Here is an 18981-nt window from a genome sequence, read left to right as displayed (position 1 = left end):
GTCATCGTTCGTCATCGTCCGGGCCGCCGGACGCGGCGTCCTCGAGTTCGCTCAGCACCTGGTCCTCCACCAGTTCCGCCAGGGCGGCCACGGTGCGGGAGACCAGGACGTCGCGGGGGGTGAGCGTGACGCCGAAGGCATCGTTGGCGCGGGAGGCGATCAGCAGGGCCCGCATGGAGTCGCCGCCCAGTTGGAAGAAGTCGTCCGTCACGCCCACGGCCGTCCGCAGGGTCTCGGCCCAGATCTCGGCCACGGCCTCCTCGGTGGGCGTGCGGGGCGCCAGCCGGTCGGGCCGCTGCTCCTCCTCGGGTACGGGGGCGGGCAGCGCGGCGCGGTCGGTCTTGCCGCTCGCGGTGAGCGGGAAGCGGTCGAGGACGGCGAAGGCCGAGGGGACGAGGTGGCCGGGCAGGGAGCGGGCGGCCAGGGCGCGCAGTTCGGCGCCGGTCGGCGGTTCGGCGCCGGGGGCCGCGAGCAGGTGCGCGACCAGGCGGGGCAGCCCGGGCTCGTCCTCCCGCACCGTCACCACGGCGTCCAGCACGGCCGGGTGGCGCACCAGGACGGCCTCGACCTCGCCCGCCTCGATGCGGTGGCCGCGCAGCTTGAGCTGGTGGTCGGTGCGGCCCAGGTAGTGCAGTTCGCCCCGGTGGTCGCGGCGCACCAGGTCGCCGGTGCGGTACATCCGGGTGCCGGGCGGCCCGTACGGGTCGGCGGTGAAGCGGGCGGCGGTCAGGCCCGGCCGGCCGAGGTAGCCGCGGGCCAGGGCCGTTCCGCTCAGCCACAGTTCGCCGGTGACGCCGTCGGGCACCGGCCGCAGGCGGGCGTCCAGGACGTAGGCGCCGGTGCCGGGCAGCGGGCGGCCGATCGGCGGCGCGGCGCCGTCCGGGGCCAGCGGTGCGGACCAGGCAGCGACCACGGTGGCCTCGGTGGGGCCGTAGGAGTTGACCATGCGGTGGTGCGGGGCCCAGCGGGCCACCAGGTCGGCGCCGCACGCGTCGGCGCCGACCACCAGGGTCTTCAGCGCGGGCAGCGTGCCGGGGGTGTCGGCGGGCAGGGTGGCGAGGGCGGCCGGCGGCAGCAGGGTGTGGGTGATCGCCTCCGCCCGGAGCACCTCGGCCAGTTGGGCGCCGAGCAGCGGTCCAGGTGCGGGCACCACCAGCCGGGCGCCGTGCGGCAGGGACATGCACAGTTCGAGCACGGAGGCGTCGAAGCTGGGGGTGGCGAAGGCCAGCACCCGGTCCCCCGGCGCGACTTGGTAGTGCTCGGCCTCGGCGGCGGCGAAGGCGGCCAGCCCGCGGTGGGTGAGGACGACGCCCTTCGGGGTGCCGGTGGAGCCGGAGGTGTAGATGACGTAGGCGGGGTCGTCCAGGTCGAGCGGGCGGAGCCGGTCGGGGTCGGCGGGGCGGTGGTCGGGGGCGCCGTCCGGCGGGGCGGCCAGCAGCGCCGCGACCTCCTTGGCGTCCAGGGTGAGCGCGGGCGCCGCGTCGCGCAGCATGAACTCGACGCGCTCGTCGGGGTAGTGGGGGTCGACCGGCAGGAACGCGGCACCGGTCTTCGCCACCGCCAGCTGGGCGAGCACCATGTCCGCCGAGCGCGGCAGTAGAAGGGCGACCACCTCGCCGGGGCCGGCGCCGCGCGCGATGAGCCGGTGTGCCAGGCGGTTGGCGTGCGCCTCGGCCTCGGCGAAGGTCAGCTCCAGTCCGGGGGCGCTCAGCGCCGGGGCGTGCGGCCGGCGGTCCACGGCGGCCTCGACCAGGGCGGGCAGGGCCGCCGGGGGCACCGGGCCGCTCGCCGGGCGGGCCGGGCCGCGCAGCAGCCGCTCGCGTTCCCCGGGCGGCAGCAGGTCGAGGTCGTCCAGGCGGGCGGTGCCGTCCGAGCCGGCCAGCGCGGCGAGGGTGTGCAGCAGTTGGGCGGCCAGTTTCTCGGCGGTGTCCCGGTCGATGTACCGGGGGTCGTGGCCGAGTTCGACGGCGAGCCGGTCGCCGGGCGAGACGACCACGGTGAGCGGGTAGTTGGTGGCCTCCCTGGCGTCCAGTTCGCGGATCAGCAGGCCGTGGGCGCCGGCCGTCGCGTCCCCGACCGGGTAGTTCTCGAAGACCACCAGGCTGTCGAACAGCGGCGTCCCGGGCGCCAGCCCGCTCAGGCCGTGCATCGCGGCCAGCGGCAGGTGGTCGAACCGGCGGTCCTCGGCCTGCTCCTCCTGGAGCACGCGCAGCCAGGCGGCACAGGGCCGGGCGCCGTCGACGGTGACGCGGGCGGGCAGGGTGGTGATGAACAGGCCGACGATGGCGTCGGAGCCGGCCAGGTCGGCCGGGCGCCCGGAGACGGTGGTGCCGAAGCACACCCGTTGCTCCCCGCTCCACCGCGACAGCAGCAGCGCCCAGGCGCCCTGCACCAGGGTGTTGAGGGTGAGCCGGTGCCGGCGGGCGAACTCCTGGAGCCGGTCCGTCTCGGCCTCGGCCAGGCGGTGCGAGAGCCAGGCGCCGGAGCGGGCCGTGTCGCCCTGGGCGGGCCTGCGGTCGTAGGGCAGCGCGGTGGTGGTGAGGTCCGCCAGGACGCCGCGCCAGTGCTCCGTGGCGGCGGCGGTGTCGCGGGCGGCGAGCCAGCCGACGTAGTCCGCGAAGGGCCGGCGCTCGGGCAGGCCCGGCCGGTCACCGCGGGCGAGCGAGGCGTGGGCGGCCAGGACGTCGGACAGGACGTGGAAGACGCTCCACCCGTCGAGCAGCACGTGGTGGAAGGTCCACACCACGCGCGCCGCGTCCGGCCCGAGCCGGATCAGGTCGAGCCGCAGCAGCGGGGCCCGGTCCAGGGCCAGCGGGCGGGCCCGCTGGTCGGCGAGCAGCCGCTCCAGGCGGGCTTCGCGCTCGGCTTCCGGCAGTGCGCTCCAGTCGTGTTCGGTGACCGGCAGCGTCGCCTCCCGGTGGACCACCTGGAGGGGTACGGGCACGTCGCGCAGGACGACGGCGGTGCGCAGCACGGGGGTGCGGTCGACGACGTGCTGCCAGGCGGCGGCCAGCGGCCGCAGGTCGCGGGCGCCGTCCAGCACGAAGGTGATCTGCTCGACGTACAGGCCGTGTTCGGCCTCGTCCAGGCCGTGCAGCACCATGCCGGTCTGGGTGGGGGTGAGCGGCTGGATCTCCGTCACGTCCCGTCCGGTGCCGGCCAGTCGGTCGACGGCGGCCTGGTCCAGGGCGGCCAGCGGGTAGTCGGCGGGGGTGCGTCCGCCCGCGCCGGGTTGGGCGCAGTGGCGGACGATCTCCCGCAGCTCGTCCAGCAGTTCGGCGGCGAGCCGGGCGACGGTGGCGCGGTGGTGCACCGCGCGGGAGTACGACCAGGTGAACGCCAGTTTCCCGTCGCTCACCCGGCCGAGCACGTCCAGCAGGTGCGGCCGGTCCGCGGCCCGGTCCATGCCGCCGGTGAGCTGGCCGGCCGGGGAGTGCAGCAGGCCGCCGGGGGCGGGGGTCCAGTCCTGCCGGCCCAGGTAGTTGAAGCCGATCTGCGGCAGGTCGGGCAGCCTGGGGTCGGCGGCGGGCCGCAGGTGGCGCAGGGCGCCGTAGCCGAGCCCGCCGCGCGGTACGGCGCGCAGGTTCTCCTTGACGGTCTTCAGGGCGGTGCCGGTGTCGGCGTCCCGGGGCACGTCCAGGGCCACCGGGTACAGCGTGGTGAACCAGCCGACGGTCCGGGAGAGGTCGACCCCGTCGAACAGTTCCTCGCGGCCGTGGCCCTCCAGGGCGACCGTGACCCGGTCCCGGCCGGTCCAGCGGGCCAGCACCCGGCCCAGGGCGCAGAGCAGGACGTCGTTGACCCGGGTGCGGTAGACCTCCGGGACGTCCTGGAGCAGCCGGCGGGTGTCCTCGGCGTCGAGGGCGAGGTCCAGCGACTCCTCGGTGGCGGCCGTGTTGGCGCCGTCCAGGTCGGTCGGCAGGGCGGTCGCGGCGCCGTCGTCCAGCCCGTACCAGTGGGCGTGCTCGTCGTCGAAGCCGCCGGCCGCGGTGTGCTCGGCGAGCCGTTCGGCCCAGGCCCGGAAGGAGGTGCTCTTGGGGCCGAGGTCGGGCCGCCCGCCCGCGCTCAGCGCGCGGTGGGCGGTGTCCAGGTCCTCCAGGAGGACGCGCCAGGACACCGCGTCGACCACCAGGTGGTGCGCGGCCAGCAGCAGGACGGGGTGCCGCTCACCGTCGAAGCGGCACAGCGCGGCCCGCAGCAGCGGCCCTTCGGCCAGGTCGAAGCCTGCGGCCAGGCGCTCGCCCAGCTCGCGCAGCGTCGCCTCGCGCTCCAGCGCCGGGGCGGCGGGCAGTTGATGCGTGCGCAGCTCCGGCAGGTCGCCGGGCGCGGTGCCGTGCTGGCGCCACCGCCCGTCGCCGAGCGGCTGGAACCGCAGGCGCAGCGCGTCGTGGTGGTCCAGGACGGCGGCGAGCGCGGCCCGCAGCAGGGGCTCCTCGGTGTCGGGGGCGAGGGTGAAGGAGACCGACTGGGTGAACTGGGCGGTGTCCCCGCCGAGGGTGTCCAGCAGCCAGTGCTGGACGGGGGTGAGCGGGGCGTCGCCGACCACGGCGCCCTGTTCGGCGGCGACCGCCGGGCTCGGCGACTCCTCGGCGGCGAGGGCGAGTTCGGCCAGGGTCTGGTGGGCGAACAGGTGCCGGGGGGTGAGCGCGAGGCCGGCCCGGCGGGCCGCCGTGACGATCTGGATGCCCAGGATCGAGTCTCCGCCGAGCGCGAAGTAGTTGTCGTCCGCGCCCACGTCGGGCACGCCGAGCACCTCGCGCCAGATCGCGGCGAGGGTGCGTTCGGTCGCGGTGCGCGGCGGTCGCTCACCGCGTGCGGCCGGGGCGGCCCACACCGGGGCGGGCAGCGCACGGCGGTCGAGTTTGCCGGTGGCGCCGAGCGGCAGCCGCTCCAGCGGCACCACCAGCGCGGGCACCAGGTGGTCGGGGAGGGTGCTCCCGAGGAAGGCGCGCCACTCGACGGCGTCGGGCAGTGCGCCGTCACGGGCTACCGCGTAGCCCACCAGGCGCCGGTGGCCGTCGTGGTCGACGACCCGGGCGGCGGCGGCCGACACCTGCGGGTGGCGGGCCAGGGCGGCCTCGACCTCGCCGAGTTCGATCCGGAAGCCGCGCACCTTGACCTGGTCGTCCGCACGGCCGAGGTAGCCGAGGTCGCCGTCGGCCGTCCAGCGCACCAGGTCCCCGGTGCGGTACATCCGGCGCCCGGGCGGGCCGAAGGGGTCGGGCAGGAACCGGGCGGCGGTCAGGCCCGGGCGGCGCAGGTAGCCGCGGGCGACGCCGGTGCCGGCCAGGTACAGCTCCCCCGGCGCGCCGACGGGCACCGGGCGCAGCCGGTCGTCCAGGACGTAGGCCCGGGCGCCGCCGACCGGGCGGCCGATCGGCGGGTCGCGGTCGGGGTCGGCGGGGTCGCAGGCGAAGGCGGTGGCGTAGACGGTGGCCTCGGTGGGGCCGTAGATGTTCAGCACCCGGCAGCCGGGGACGGCCTCGCGCAGCCGGCGCACGGTGCGGGCGGGCAGGGCCTCGCCGGCCAGGACGACGGTGTCCGCGCCGAGGTGCACGGCGTCCTCCGCGAGGAGGCCGCCCAGGGCGGAGGGCACCGCGCTGAGCAGGCCGGCCCGCCACGGCCCGGGGCGCTCGGCCAGGGCCAGCAGGTCCCGGACGAGTTCCACGCAGCCGCCGGCGAGCAGGGGCGAGAAGATCTCGAACACCGACACGTCGAAGTTGAGCGAGGTGGCGGCCACCACGTGGGCCAGGCCGTGGTCGGCGAACTCGGCGGCGGCCCAGTCGGTCAGGGCCAGGACCGAGGCGTGGGCGACCACGACGCCCTTGGGGCGGCCGGTCGAGCCGGAGGTGTGGATGACGTACGCGGGGTGCTGCGGCAGCAGGGCGCCGAGCCGTTCATGGTCGCGCACGGTGTCGGGGCGGGCGGCGGCGAGCCGTCCGGCGCACCCGGGGTCGTCGAGCACGATCCGGGTGAACGGGCCCGCCGGCAGCCGCCCTCCGGTCTCCGTGTCGGTGACCACGGCGTCGGGGCGGACGTCCGCGAAGAGGAACGCGATCCGTTCGGCCGGGTACCCGGGGTCGACCGGCAGGTAGGCGGCGCCGCTCTTGAGCACCGCCAGCAGCGCCACGGCCAGGTCGGCGGTGCGGGGCAGCGCGAGCGCGACGAACCGCTCGGGCCCGGCCCCGGCCGCGATCAGCAGCCGGGCCAGCCGGTTGGCCCGTTCGTCGAGCTCCCGGTAGGTCAGCAGCACGTCGCCGCAGCGGACGGCCGGGGCGTCGGGCGTGCGGGCGGCCTGCCGGGCGAAGGCCTCGGGCACGGTGTCCTGCGGTGCCTCGACCACCGCCCCGCCGAAGCGGTCGACGAGTTCGCGTCCTCGCAGCGGGTCGAGCAGCGGCAGCTGCGCCGCCGGCCGGTCGAGGCCGGCCGCCATCGCCGTCAGCAAGGTGTGCAGGCCCGCCCCGAGCGCCTCGACGGTGGCGGTGTCGAAGACGGCCGGGTCGTGGTCGAGGCTGACCGCGATGGCGTCGCCGGGGGCGACCACCACGCCGAGCGGGTAGTTGGTCGGCTCCAGGACGTGCTCGGTCTCGACGCCCAGGCCGTGCCGGGTCAGCGCCTGCGCGTCGAACGGGTAGTTCTCGAAGACCACGATGCTGTCGAACAGGGCCGTTCCGCCCGGCAGTTCGCTCCAGTTCTGGAGCTGCGCCAGGGAGACGGCGTCGTAGCGGCGGGCCTCCGACTGGGCGTCCTGGAGCTCCCGCAGCCACTCCAGCAGCGAGCGGCCGGCGTCGATCCGCACCCGGGTGGGCAGGGCGTTGATGAACAGCCCCACCATCGAGGTGACGCCCGGGAGTTCGGCGGGCCGGCCGGAGACGATCGTGCCGAAGACCACGTCGTCCCCGCCGCCGTAGCGGGAGAGCAGCAGCGCCCAGGCGCCCTGGAGCACGGTGTTGACGGTCAGCCCGGCCTGCCGGGCGGTGGTCCGCAGCCGCTCCGACAGGTCGTTGTCGAGGGTCACCCGCACCGATGCCGATGACGACGCGCGGTGCGCCTCGGCCGGGCGCCGGTCGCGGGGCAGTTCGGTGGGGGCGGGGAACCCGGCCAGGGTGTCGCGCCAGTACCGCTCGACCCGCGCCGGGTCCTGCCCGGACAGCCAGCGCAGGTAGTCGGCGAAGGGGGCGCGCACGACCGGGTTCGGCCGGCGCCCGGCGGCCAGGGCGGCGTAGCGCTCGCACACCTCGTCGAAGACCTGGGCCGCGCTCCACCCGTCGAGCAGGACGTGGTGGAAGGTCCACACCACCCGCACCCGGGTCGGCGACAGCCGGACCAGGGTCAGCCGCATCAGCGGCGCGGCGGCCAGGTCGAGGCCGGCCGCCCGGTCCTCGGCGAGCAGCCGGGCGGTGTCCCGCTCGATCCGGTCGGCCGGGCGGCCGGTCCAGTCGTGGTGGGTCACCGGGACGGCGGCCCGGTGCTGGACGACCTGGAGCGGCTCGGCGGTGTCCTGCCAGGCGAGCCGGGTGCGCAGCACCGCGTTGGCGTCCACGGTCTGCTGCCAGGCGGCGGCCAGGGCGTGCGGGTCGGTGACGCCGGAGAGGACCAGTTGGACCTGGTTGACGTAGGTGTGGGTGTCCGGGTCCAGCAGGCTGTGGAAGAGCATGCCCGCCTGCATCGCCGTCAGCGGGTACACGTCCGCGACGGAGCGGCCGTCCCCGGCGATCCGGTCCACCGCCGCCTGGTCCAGCCGGGCCAGCGGGAAGTCGGCGGGGGTGCGGCCGCCGGCGCCGGGCTCGGCGCAGTGCGCGACGAGGTCCTCCAGGGCGCGCAGCATGGCGTCCGCGAGCGCGGTGACGGTCCGTTCGTGGTGCCGGCCGGCGCTGTAGTACCAGCCGATCTCCAGCCGGTCGTCCTCGACCCGGGCGACGACGTCCAGCAGGTGCGGGCGCTCGGTGCCGGGCGCCTCCGCGCCGCCGAGGCCGCCGGGGACGGCGCGCACCAGGGCGGCGCCGTCGGCGGACCAGTCGAAGCGGCCCAGGTAGTTGAAGCTGATCCCGGGGGCCGGGGCGTCGGCGAGCTGTTCGTCCCGGGCGAGGTGGCGCAGCGCGCCGTAGCCGAGGCCGCGCTCCGGCACCGCCCGCAGCTGCTCCTTGACGGCCTTCAGCGCGGTGCCCCAGTCCCCGTCCGGGACGTCGAGGGCGACGGGGAAGAGCGAGGTGAACCAGCCGACCGTGCGGGACAGGTCGACGTCCTCGAACAGCTGGTCCTCGCGGCCGTGCCCCTCCAGGCCGATCGCGACGGTGCTCCGCCCGGTCCACTCGGCGAGCACCCGGCCCAGGGCGGTGAGCAGGACGTCGTCGATCCGGGTGCGGTAGACCCCGGGGACCTTGCGCAGCAGGCTCCCGGTGCGCTCGCGGTCCAGCCGGACGGTGACGGCGCGCAGGTCGGCGGCGGTGTTGCCGCCGTCGCCGTCCACCGGCAGCGCGGCCGCGCAGTGCCGGGCGGCCGCCGCCCAGTGGGCGCGCCGGCCCGCGAAGCCGCCGGCCGCGGTGTGCTCGCGCAGGCGGCGGGTCCACTCCCGGACGGAGGTGGTGCGGGCGGGCAGGCGCAGCGGCCGGCCCTCCACGGCCTGCCGGTAGGCGGTCTCCAGGTCCTCCAGCAGGATCCGCCAGGAGACGCCGTCGACGACCAGGTGGTGGACGACCAGCAGCAGCCGGGCGGGCCGGGTGCCGTCGGTGGTGAACAGGCGGGCGGTGAGCAGCGGGAGGGTGTCCAGCCGGAACGCGGCGTGCGCGGCCTCGGTGGCCCGCGCCTCGGCGGCCTCGGCCGCCGCCCCGTCCAGGGCGCCGAGGTCGACGACCTCCAGCAGCTCGGGCACGGCGGCGTCCGCGGGGGCGCAGTGCTGCTGCCAGGCGCCGTCCGCCCCGGTGGTGAAGCGGGAGCGCAGGGCGTCGTGGTGGGCCCACAGGGCGGTCAGGGCGCGGCGCAGGGCCTGCGGGTCGACCTCGCCGGGCGCCTCCACCACGACGGACTGGTCGAAGGACGCGGCGTACGGCGGGTGCGGGTCGAGGAACCAGTGCTGGATGGGCGTCAGGCCCACCTCGCCGCTGACCGGTTCGGTCCCGGCGACGGTGGCTGCGGTGCCGGCGACGGCGGCCAGCGCGGCGACGGTGGGGTGCCGGAACAGGTCGCGGGGGGACAGCGCGAGACCGGCGGCGCGGGCGCGGGAGACGACCTGGATGCTCAGGATCGAGTCGCCGCCGAGCAGGAAGAAGTCGTCGTCGACCCCGACCCGCTCCACGCCGAGCAGTTCCGCCCAGATCGCGGTGAGGACGCGTTCGGTGTCGGTGCTCGGGGCGCGGTGGGCGCGGTCGCCCGCCGCCGACCAGTCGGGGGCGGGCAGCCTCCGGCGGTCCACCTTGCCGTTGGCGGTCAGCGGCAGTTCGGCGACCGTGACGAAGGCCGCGGGCAGCATGTAGTCGGGCAGGTCGGCCGCCAGGTGGGCGCGCAGCGCCGTGGCGGAGGGCGGCTCGGCGCCGCCGGCCGGCACCAGGTGGGCGGCCAGCCGCTTGCGCCCCGCGTCCTCGTGGAGCGAGACGACGGCCTCCGCGACGGCCGGGTGGGCGGTGAGCCGTGCCTCGATCTCGGCGGGTTCGATGCGGAAGCCGCGGATCTTGATCTGGTCGTCCGCGCGGCCCACGAAGTGCAGTTCGCCGTCCTCGCTCCACCGGGCGGTGTCGCCGGTGCGGTACATCCGGCCGCCGGGCGGCCCGAAGGGATCGGCGAGGTAGCGGGCGGCGGTCTCGCCGGGCCGGCCCGCGTAGCCGCGCGCGACTCCGGCGCCGGCGATGTACAACTCGCCCGTGATGCCGGGCGGTTGCGGCTGGAGGGCGCCGTCCAGCACGTACACCCGGGTGTCGTCCAGCGGGCGTCCGATCGGCAGCACGGCGGGCAGCCGGTCACCGGGGCGGAAGGCCCGGCGGGTGGCGAAGGTGGTGGTCTCGGTCGGGCCGTAGCCGTCGACCACGGTGAGGTCGGGGCAGGCCTCCAGGACCCGGCGCACGACCGCACCGGGCACCGCCTCGCCGCCGGTCCACACCTCCCGGGCGCCGCGCAGGCAGCCCGGGTCCTCCTGGGCGAGGAGCCGGAACAGGCCGGCGGTCAGCCACAGGCATTGCACGCCCTGCTCGGTGACGGCGCGGCGGACGGAGGCGGCGTCCAGGTCCTCCGGCGGGGCCAGCACGGCGGTGCCGCCGCGCAGCAGCGGCACCCACAGCTCGTAGGTGGCGGCGTCGAAGGCGTGCGGGGAGTGCACGAGCACCCGGTCGTGGCCGGCGAAGGCACGGTCCAGGGCGAGCGCGGCGACGTCGCGCCGGCGCACCGCGACGCCCTTGGGGGTGCCGGTGGAGCCCGAGGTGAACATCAGGTACTGGACGTTGTCGGGGTGGGGCACCGGGGCCGCTGCCGGGGCGGCCGGGCCCGGCCGGGCCGCGAAGGTCTGCCCGTCGACGCGAAGCACTTGCCCGTCCGGCCGCAGTTCGCGGGCCATCCGGTCCCCGTGCGCGTCGGTGAGCAGGAGGTCCGCGCCGGCCTCGGCCAGCATCAGGTGCAGCCGCTCGCGCGGCGCCCTGCCGTCCAGCGGCACGTAGACCCCGCCGGTCCGGACCAGCGCCAGCTGGGCGACGACCAGGTCGACGGAGCGGTCCATGAGCACGCCGACCGGGCGTTCGGCGCCGACGCCGAGCGCGGCCAGCCGGCCGGCCAGGGCGGCGGCGCGGGCGTCGAGGTCGCGGTAGCCGAGGCGCTCGTGGCCCGCCTCCAGGGCGACGGCGTCCGGGCTGCGGCGCACCTGCTCGGCGAACAGGTCCGCGATGTCGCGCTCGGTCCGTCCGACGGCGGTGGCGTTCCAGTCGACGAGGATCCGTCGGCGCTCCCCGGCGGTCAGCAGCGGCACGCGCGCGGGCGGGCCCCCGGCGCTCCCGGGCAGTCCCGTCAGGACGGCCGTGAGCTGCCCGGCCATCCGCCGGACGGTGGCCTCGTCGAACAGCCGCGGGTCGTAGCACAGCCGCAGGGCCAGCTCCGGCCCCGGGTAGGCCAGCAGGGCGAGCGGGTAGTTGGTGGTCTCGATGCCGTCCAGGTCGCGCAGGCGCAGGCCGTGCGCGGCGGCCGCGTCGTCCTCGACCGGGTAGTTCTCGAAGACGACGATGCTGTCGAACAGGGCGGTCTGCTCGGGGAGGACGGTGGCGGCCCGCAGGCGGGTGAGCGGGACGAAGCCGTGGCGCCGGTCCTCGCCCTGCTCCCGTTGCAGCGTGCGGAGCCAGTCGAGCAGGGTGCCGTCGGAGGGCACGGCCGTCCGGGTGGGCAGGGTGGTGATGAACAGGCCGGTCATCGTCTCGACGCCGGGCAGCTCGGGCGGGCGGCCGGACGAGGTGGTGCCGAACACCACCTCGTCCCGGTTGGCCTGACGGCCCAGCAGGATCGCCCAGGCGCCCTGGACCAGGGTGTTCAGGGTCAGGCCGGAGCTGCGCGCGAGGCCTTCCAGCGCCCGGGTCGCGGCGGCGGGCAGGGTGAACGGCACGGCCCGGGTGGATTCCGCGCGGTGGCTCTGGCGCGGCTCGCGGTCGTACGGCAGCGGCGTCGGCTCGGCCAGCCCGGCCAGGCGCCCGAGCCAGTGCCGCTCGGCCTCCGCCGGGTCGCGCTCGCGCAGCCAGGCCACGAAGTCGCGGTAGGGCCGGCGCTCCGGCACCGTGCCGTACGGGACGGTGCCGAAGGGCTCGGTGCCGGATGGCAGGGTGCCGAACGGGACGGTGCCGGACGGGACTTCTCCCGTCTCCGGCTCGGAGCGGGCCAGCGCGGCATGCACGGCGAACACGTCGGACAGCACCTGGAAGAGGCTCCAGCCGTCCAGGACGAGGTGGTGGAAGGACCACAGCACGCGCACCCGGGTGTCGGAGAGGCGGATGAGCAGCAGCCGCTGGAGCGGGGCCCGGGCCAGGTTCAGCCCGCGGGCCCGGTCGCGGTCCAGGAGCTCGGCCAGCCGGCCCCGGCGCTCGGGCTCGGACAGCTCGCGCCAGTCCAGGTGGGTGACCGGCACGGCCGCCCGCCGCCGCACCACCAGCAGCGGCTCGGGCACCTCCTGCCAGCGGACGTGGGCGCGCAGCACCGGGGTGCGGTCGGTGACCCACTGCCAGGCGGCGGCGAACCGCCCCGGGTCGGGCACGCCGTCCAGGACGAAGTCCAGCTGCTGGAAGTAGGCGCCGCTGTCCTCCTCGGCGAGGCCGTGGAAGAGCATCCCGGACTGGGTCGGCGTCAGCGGGAGGACGTCCTCCACCGCGCCCGGGTCGTCGCCGGTGATCAGGTCCACGGCCGCCTGGTCGAGCCGGGCCAGCGGGAAGTCGGACGGGGTGCGCCCGGCGGCGCCCGGGCGGGCCGCGTACCGCGCGAGGTCGGCCAGCTCGGCGGCGAAGCGCCGGGCCAGGGCCTCGACGGTGTCGCGCCGGTGCACGGCGCCGGAGTAGAACCAGCTGAACTCCAGCGCGTCGCCGTCGAGTCGGCCGACCACCTCCAGGGCGTGCGGGCGCTCGACGTGCGGGTCGGCGTCCAGTTCCAGGGGCCGGAAGGTGCCGCGGTAGAGCCCGGCCGCGTCCTGCGGGAAGGACATCCGGCCGAGGTAGTTGAAGCTGATCCGCGCGGCCGGGGCGTCGGGGGCCGTGCCTGGGCGCCCCAGGTGGCGCAGGGCGTCGAAACCGAGGCCCCGTCGGGGGACGGCGCGCAGCTGCTCCTTGACCCGCTTGAGGACGCCGTCCCAGTCGGCCCTGGCGGGCACGGCCAGCGCGACGGGGTGCCGGGTGGTGAACCAGCCGACCGTGCGGCTCAGGTCGAGGTCGGCGAACAGTTCCTCGCGCCCGTGCCCCTCGACGTCCACCACGACCCGCTCCAGCCCGCTCGCCCCGCACAGGGCCCGGCCGAGGGCGCTCAGCAGCACGTCGTTGGCCTGGGTGCGGTAGGTGTCGGGCAGGGTGCGCAGGAGGGCGGCGGTGTCGGCGGCGTCGAGGCGCACGGTGACGGAGCGGGCCGAGGCGTGGGTGTCGGCCCCCGCGAGGTCGGCCGGGAACGGGTCCGCCGGGGCGTCACCGTCCTGCCCGGGGACGGCCCGCGCCCAGTACTCCGTCTCGTCCTCGAAGCCGCCCGCCGCGGCGTACGCGCCGAGCCGCTCGCCCCACTGCCGCAGCGGCGAGGACTTCGCCGGCAGGGCCGCCGCCCCGTCCCGGCCGTCGCGGCGGGCGCGGTAGGCCGTGTCGAGGTCCTCAGCCAGCACCCGCCAGGAGACCCCGTCGACGACCAGGTGGTGGACGGCCAGGTGCAGGACCGGCGGCAGCCCCGCACCGCGCTCGTGCAGCACGGCGCGCAGCAGCGGGCCGTCGCCGCCGCCCAGGTCGAAGGGGCCGAAGTGCGGGGTGTCGCCGTCCGGGCCGGTGTGCCGGCCCAGGCGGATCCGGGGCGCCCGGTCGTCGATCCGCCAGCGCACGCCGGGGCCGGTACCGGGCTCGCCGTCGCGGGGCTCTGCGGTGCGGGGCTCTCCGACCTCGGGCTCTGCGGCGTCGGGCTCACCGGCCTCGGCCGTGAAGGCCGAGCGCAGCGCGTCGTGGTGGGCGACCACGTCGTTCAGGGCGTCCTCCAGCGCTGCCCGGTCCACGTCGGCGCCCAGCAGGAGGGAGAGCGCCTGGTTGAAGTGCCCGGCGCGCCCGGCGGCCCGGTCGAGCCACCAGCGCTGGATCGGGGTCAGGACGCCCGCCCCGGTGGCGGCCACCCGGGCGGTCACGGCCGGCCGTTCGGCGTCGTCCGCGCACCGGGCCAGCGCGGCGACCGTCTGGTGCCGGTAGAGGTCCCCGGAGGTCACCGCCAGCCCCACCTGCCGGGAGCGGGCCACCACCTGGATGCCGAGGATGGAGTCGCCGCCGAGGTCGAAGAAGTTGTCGTCCGCGCCGACCCGTTCCAGCCGCAGCACCTCCGCCCAGATGGTGGCGAGCGCCTGTTCGGCGGGGGTGCGGGGGGCGACGTGGCGTACGGCGGGCACGGCCGGCCCCGGGTCGGGCAGCCGGCTCCGGTCGAGCTTGCCGTTGGGGTTGAGCGGCAGCGCGGGCAGCGGCACGACGGCCGAGGGCACCAGGTAGTCGGGCAGGGCCAGGCCGAGCGCCCGGCGCACGGCCTCGGGCTCCACCCGGCCGCCCGGGACGGGGACCACGTAGCCGACCAGGCGCCGGTTTCCCTCGCCGTCGGCGACGGTGGCGGCCGCCTCCGCCACGCCCTCGCAGCGCCGCAGCGCCTCCTCCACCTCGCCCAGTTCGATCCGGAAGCCGCGCACCTTGACCTGCTGGTCGATCCGGCCGAGGTACTCCAGCTCGCCGTCGGCGTTCCACCGCACCCGGTCGCCGGTGCGGTACATCCGCTCCCCCGGCGCGCCGTACGGGTCGGCGACGAACCGGGCGGCGGTCAGCCCGGGGCGGCCCAGGTAGCCGCGCGCCAGACCGCCGCCCCCGAGGTACAACTCGCCGACCACGCCCGGCGGTTGCGGGCGCAGCCCGGGGTCGAGGACGTACGTCCTGGTCAGCGCGAGCGGCCTGCCGATCGGCGGCGCCTGCTCCGGCAGCCGGTCACCGGCGAACCAGGCGGTGGCGTAGACGGTTGCCTCGGTGGGGCCGTAGATGTTGGCGATCGCGCTGCCGGGCAGGGCGCGCCGCAGGTCGCCCACCGCCTGGGCGGAGAGGGCCTCGCCGGCCAGCACGACGGTGCCCGCGTCGACCGGGGCGGCGCCCCCGGCGAGCAGTCGGGAGATCACCGAGGGCACGCCGCTGACCAGGCCGACGCGGCGCGGGGCCGGCTCCTCGGCGAGGGCGGCGAGGTCGGCGACCACCTCGACGCTGCCGCCCGCCAGCAGCGGGCAGAGCAGTTCGAAGACCGACACGTCGAAGTTGAGCGAGGTGGCGGCGAGCACGTGGTCCAGCCCGCCGGGCCCGAACCGCTCGGCCGCCCAGCGGGCGAGGGCGACGACGCTGCGGTGGGTGATCACGACGCCCTTGGGCCGGCCGGTCGACCCCGAGGTGTAGATGACGTAGGCGGGGTGCTCCGGCAGCAGCGGCCGGAGGCGGTCGGCGTCCGTGAGATCGGCGTCCGCCGAATCAGCGCCCGCCGGGTCGGGGGCGAGGCCGACGCCGTCCTCCAGCAGCAGGACGGGCCACCCCTCGGGCAGCGCGGCCGCCGTCTCCCGGGTGGCGAGGACCAGCGCGGGCCCGGCGTCCGCCAGCATGAAGCGGATCCGCTCGGCCGGGTAGCCCGGGTCCACCGGCAGGTACGCCGCACCCGACTTGAGCACCGCCCACAGCACCGACGGCAGGTCGGCGGTGCGCGGCAGGCACAGCGCGACCAGCCGCTCGGGGCCCGCGCCCCGGGCGACCAGCAGCCGGGCGAGGCGGTTGGCCCGCCGGTTGACCTCCGCGTAGTCCCGCCGCACCGGGCCGCAGCCGACGGCGGTCCGACCGGGCGTGCGGGCCGCCTGCACCTCGAACAGCACGGGCAGCACGGCGTCCGGGAGGTCGCGGGCGCCGTGCGCGGGCGGGTTCCAGGAGTCGAGCAGCGTGCGCTGCTCCTCCTCGGAGAGCATGGGCAGTTCGGCGAGGATGCGCTGCGGGCCGTCCGCCATGCCCGCCAGCAGGCGGTGCAGGTGGCGCGCCATCCGGGCCACCGTCCGGGCGTCGAACAGGTCCGTGTTGTACTCCACCGTCAGCGCGCAGCCGTCGGTGCCCTCCGGGGTGAACTCCAGCACCAGGTCGAACCGGGCGGCCGGGCGGGGCAGCGGGTGGTCCTCGAAGCGCAGGCCTCCGGCGGGCGGCGGGGTGGTGGGGCTCTGCTGGACGACCATGACCTGGACCAGCGGGGTGCGGCTCGGGTCCCGGGGCGGGGCCAGTTCCTCGACCACCCGGTCGAAGGGCACCGCCGCGTGGGCGAAGGCGTCCAGCAGGGTGGTGCGCACGCTCTCCACGAACCGGTCGACGGTGGCCCGCTCGTCCACGTCGCCGCGCAGCACCACGGTGTTGACGAAGAAGCCGGTCACCTCCTCCAGCTCCCGCCGGTCGCGCCCGGTGGTGACGGTGCCGAACGCCACGTCCCGCTGGCCGGAGTAACGCGAGAACAGCAGCGCGGACGCCCCCGCGAACAGGGTGAACAGCGTCGTGCCGCGGCCCGCGGCGAGGTGCCGCAGCCGGGCCACCAGTGCGGCCGGGAGGCGGTGGCGGTGCGCCGCGCCGTTCGTCGTGCGCTGGGCGGGCCGGGGCCGGTCGGTGGGCAGTTGCAGGGGTTGCAGCTCCGCCAGGTTCCGCCTCCAGTAGGCGAGGTCCGGCGCGTCCTCCGCCCCGGCGCCCTCGGTCCGCCGGCGCTGCTCCCAGCGCGCGAAGTCGGGGTACTGGAGGGCGGGGGCGGCGAGCGCGTCCGGTTCGCCGGAGACCTCCGCCCGGTAGAGCGCGGCCAGTTCGCGGGTGAGGACGCCCACCGACCAGCCGTCGGTGATGATGTGGTGCTGCGCCAGCAGCAGCAGGTGCTCGTCGGCGGCGAGCCGGACCAGCAGCGCCCGGGCGAGCGGGCCGTCCGTCAGGTTGTAGGGCCGGTTCAGCTCCTCGGTCAGCAGCCGTTCGGCCGCCTCGGCGCGCTCCCCGGCCGGCCGGTCGCCGACGTCCGCGGTGCGCAGCGGCAGGGTGCCCGCCGCCGCGACGCACTGCACGAGCTGCCCGTCGACGGTGGCGAAGGTGGTGCGCAGCGAGTCGTGGCGGGCGGCGAGCCGGCCCAGGGCCCGGCGCAGGGCCTCCGGGTCCGTCGTTCCGTGCAGCCGCAGGGCGACGCCGGTGTTGTACTCCGTCCCCCCGACGGTGAGGTCGTCGAGGAACCACAGGCGGCGCTGGGCGCTGGACAGCGGCAGCGGCTCCTCGCGCGGGGCGGGCGGGATCGGGTCCGGCGGCGCGGCGGTGTGCCGCTCGTCCACCAGCGGGGCCAGGGCGGCGACGGTCCGCGCGGTGAAGACGTCCCGGAGCGTGAGGCGGACGCCCAGCCGCTCGGCGACCCGGGCCAGGGTCCGGGCGGCGAGGATCGAGTCGCCGCCCAGGTCGAAGAAGTCGTCCGTCGCGCCCACCGCGTCGAGGCCGAGGACTTCGGCCCAGATGGCGGCCAGGGCGCGTTCGCGCCCGGTGCGCGGGGCGACGGGTCCGGCCGCTGCGGGGCGGGCGGGCGCGGGCAGCGCCTGCTGGTCGATCTTGTGCTGCGGGGTGAGCGGCAGCGCGGCCAGGACGACGACGGCGGACGGCACCAGGTGAGCCGGCAGGGTGGCGGCCAGTGCCGCGCGCAGCTCCGCCGGATCCGGGGCGTGCTCCGGTTCGGCGGGCGTGGCGTAGCCGACCAGGCGCTCGCGGCCCGGTTCGTCCTCCCGGACCACGACGACGGCCTGGTCGACGGCGGGGTGCGCCCGCAGGGCGGCCTCGATCTCCCCCGGTTCGATCCGGAAGCCGCGGATCTTCACCTGCCGGTCGAGCCTGCCGAGGAACTCCAGCTCCCCGTCGGCCGTCCACCGGGCCCGGTCGCCGGTGCGGTAGAGCCGGGCGCCGGGCGGGCCGAAGGGGTCGGCGACGAAGCGCCCGGCGGTCAGGCCGGGGCGGCCCAGGTAGCCGCGGGCCACGCCCTCGCCGCCGACGTACAACTCGCCGTCTACGCCAGGTGGTTGGGGCCGCATGGCCGCGTCGAGCACGTACGCCCGGGTGTGCGGCAGCGCGCCGCCGATGGGGGGTGCGCCGCTGCCGGCGGTCAGCGGGCCGGTCCAGGTGGCGACGATGGTCGCCTCGGTCGGGCCGTAGGAGTTGATCATGCGCCGGCCGGGCGCCCAGCGGTCGACCAGGTCCGCGGGGCAGGCCTCTGCTCCGACGATCAGGGTGCGCAGGTGGCGGCCCGTGCCGCCGGGCACGGTGGCGAGGGCGGCCGGCGGGATGAGGGCGTGGGTGATGCGGTGCTCGTCGAGCACGGCGGCGAGTTCCTCGCCCAGCCAGGGGCCGTGCGGGGGGATCACCAGCGTGGCGCCGGCCAGGACGGAGATGAACAGTTCGAGGACGGAGGCGTCGAAGCTGGGCGAGGAGAACTGCAGCACCCGGTCGCCGGGGCGCACCGCGTAGTGCGCGCGGGCCGCCTCCGCGAAGCCGCCGATGCCCCGGTGGGTGACGACCACGCCCTTGGGCGTCCCGGTGGAGCCCGAGGTGTAGATCACGTACGCCGCGTGGTCGGTCCCGCTCGGGCCCGGCAGCGCGGTACCGGTCGGGCCCGCCAGGCCGGTGTCGGGCGTGTCTGCGGCGCCGGCCGGGTCCGTCTCCAGCAGCGCGCGGACCCGGGCCGGATCGTCCAGGACGACGGCGGGGGCGGCGTCGGCGAGCATCAGCGCCCGTCTCCCGGCGGGGTAGGCCGGATCCACGGGCAGGAAGGCGGCGCCCGTCCGGGCGACCGCCAGCTCCGCCGCGACCAGTTCCATGGAGCGCGGCAGGACCAGCGCCACCGTCCGGTCCGTCCCTGCGCCGCGCCGTGCGAGGTCGCGGGCCAGGCGCTCGACCCGGTCGGCCAGTTCCCGGTACGTCCAGCTGCGCCGGCCGTCGGTCACCGCAGGCGCGTGCGGCGCGCGGTCCACCTGGGCGGCGAACAGCGCGTCGAGCGTCCGGTGCGCCGGCGGCGGGGCGGCATCGCTCCCCGGGGCGGCACCGGTCCCCGGGGCGCCAGGGGTGTCGCCGGCCTGCGGCGGAGCGGACGAACGCACGGGCTGGGCAGGCCGGTCGGTCATGGCGGAAGGTCCTTCCGGACGGGGAGGAGGCGATGCGGGCGCCGGGGCAGGCGGGGGCCGGCCCTCGGGCCCGGGAACGGGGGCCGGGGGAACGGAACGAGCCGGGGGTGAGCCCGGTGGAGCGGCGC

At 77.1% G+C, this 18981-nt stretch carries 1 protein-coding gene; it reads right to left on the bottom strand.

Features of this window, described 5'->3' with window-relative positions:
* Window position 1: 1 nt before the first annotated feature.
* Complete coding sequence (locus ACFWPT_RS31450) at window positions 2-18853, bottom strand: non-ribosomal peptide synthase/polyketide synthase (RefSeq protein ID WP_380485924.1); 18852 nt, start codon at window positions 18851-18853, stop codon at window positions 2-4.
* Window positions 18854-18981 lie beyond the last annotated feature (128 nt).

Source organism: Kitasatospora sp. NPDC058478 (genome assembly GCF_042720345.1).
Classification (GTDB): domain Bacteria; phylum Actinomycetota; class Actinomycetes; order Streptomycetales; family Streptomycetaceae; genus Kitasatospora.
The sequence above is the reverse complement of the archived record's forward strand: the minus strand, read 5'-3'. Positions and strand labels throughout refer to the sequence as shown.

What these genes read in the sequence shown, in the direction of transcription:
- ACFWPT_RS31450 (WP_380485924.1), bottom strand. Translation starts at nt 18,853, where the DNA reads ATGACCGACCGGCCTGCCCAGCCCGTGCGTTCGTCCGCTCCGCCGCAG.